Annotated in this window: 1 protein-coding gene and 1 pseudogene; both read left to right on the forward strand. The window is 68.7% G+C overall.

The annotated features are described in order from the left end of the window. Positions 1 to 253 (forward strand): annotated as a pseudogene (locus ACWEBX_RS39840) (hypothetical protein); the annotation flags it as partial. Positions 254 to 923: 670 nt separating this feature from the next. Continuing rightward, the coding region (locus tag ACWEBX_RS39845) for an aldehyde dehydrogenase family protein (RefSeq protein ID WP_451889589.1) at positions 924 to 1,891 on the forward strand (968 nt) is incomplete at its 3' end.

A 1,891-nucleotide genomic window follows, 5' to 3' on the forward strand; every position in this document is an offset into this window, starting at 1 on the left:
GGCCTGGCCGCACGAGGACGCCACCATCCACTACCACGCCACCGAGGGCCGCTCCTGGCTCCTCTCGCTGGACGGCACCGGCGCCTGGCCCGCACCCCTCACGGACGACGCCGCGCCCGCCTCCGCTTCGGCCACGGGCACGGCCGAGCAGCTGCTCCTCTTCGTCTGGGGCCGCCTCACGCTGAGCGACCTGAAGACCGAGGGCGACCAGCAGGTGTTCGAGCGTCTGATCGCCTGGGAGCCCGAGGAGTAGCCAGCCAATACCGCAAGCGGACGGCCTCGATGACGTCCGCGTCGGTGAACATCGCGAACAGCTCCGCCTCACCGCGCGGCGGACGGCCAGTACGGCCTCGTACAGCTCGGGCCGAAGCGCCTCCCGCAGCCCCCTTTGGCTTTGTGGGCGGTCGAGACGATCACTTGGGTCGTCTGTTCGGGGACGAACCGGGGGCCTGATCAGCTACGCGGCACATGCACGCGCCCTCGTACGGCGGCTCGGGTACACCGTCCCCGACAGTCATGAACCGACCGTGCCCGACCTCGCGGCACTCTTTGCGGCCCATCCCCGCGCCCTGCCCTCTCTGAGCAGCACCCTGGCCCCGGCGCTCCGGCGAGGACGAGCGCACCCGCCTGACGGACGTTCTCACCCGCGCCCGCGCCGGCGGACTGTGCGTACTCCTGCCGCTCGACGAGTGCGAGCACCTACAGGAGCTCCTCCGCAGCATCTGCAAGGAGCAGCCCACCCTGGTGCCTCGCGTCGCCCACCAGGCCCTGCGCTTGGCGGTTCGGCTTGTGCGCATCACGCCGAACCGGCCTACAGCTCTCGCCCAACCTGACGATCAGAACAAACAAAGTTCGTTACATCGGACCCTACGGTGGCTTGCACATCGATCGAAGCCTTTCCCAGAGAGAGCTGAAGCCACCTTATGTCTTCCATACATCCCTTCTGGCTCGCCGGCCGACCGGCCGAAGGCGACGACACCTTGGACGTGACCTCGCCATGGGACGGCCGCCCAGTCGGCAGGGTCTCTGTGCCGACCGGCTCACAGATCGAAGAGGCCGTCGCCGCCGCCCACGCCGTGCGCGACGAGTTCGCCGCCACGCCCGCGCACGTCCACGCCGCAGCACTGGACCACGTGGCCAGGCGCCTGGCCGAGCGGACCGAGGAAATAGCGCAGCTCATCTCCGCCGAGAACGGCAAGCCGATCAAGTGGGCCCGGGGTGAGGTGGGCCGCGCTGTCTCCGTGTTTCGCTTCGCCGGCGAGGAGGCCCGCCGCTTCAATGGCGGCGATGCCCAGCGCCTCGACACCGACGCAGGCGGTGAAGGCCGTCTGGCGCTGACCCGCCGCTTCCCCAAGGGCGTCATTCTGGGCATCACGCCCTTCAACTTCCCACTGAACCAGTGCGCCCACAAGGTCGCCCCGGCCATTGCCGCAGGCGCGCCGATCATCCTCAAACCTGCACCCAACACTCCGCTCTCCGGACTGGTTCTGGGCGAGCTGCTGGCTGAAACCGAACTCCCCGCCGGATCCTGGTCGATCCTGCCGGTGGCCAACGAGCGCATGCCCGCACTGGTTCAAGACGATCGCATTCCGGTTATCTCCTTCACCGGCTCGGAGAAGGTCGGCTACGCGATCATGGACTCGGTCCCGCGGAAGCACTGCACCCTGGAACTGGGCGGCAACGGCGCGGCAGTGGTACTGGGCGACTACAGCACCGACGACGAACTGGACTGGGCCGCGACTCGCATTGCGACCTTCTCCAACTACCAGGGCGGCCAGTCCTGCATCTCCGTGCAGCGCGTGATCGCCGACGCCGCCGTCTATGACCGACTGTTGCCGCGCATCGTGGCCGCCGTCGAGGCCCAGGTCACCGGCGACCCTTCCGACGCCGC

The organism is Streptomyces sp. NPDC005070, from assembly GCF_053600395.1.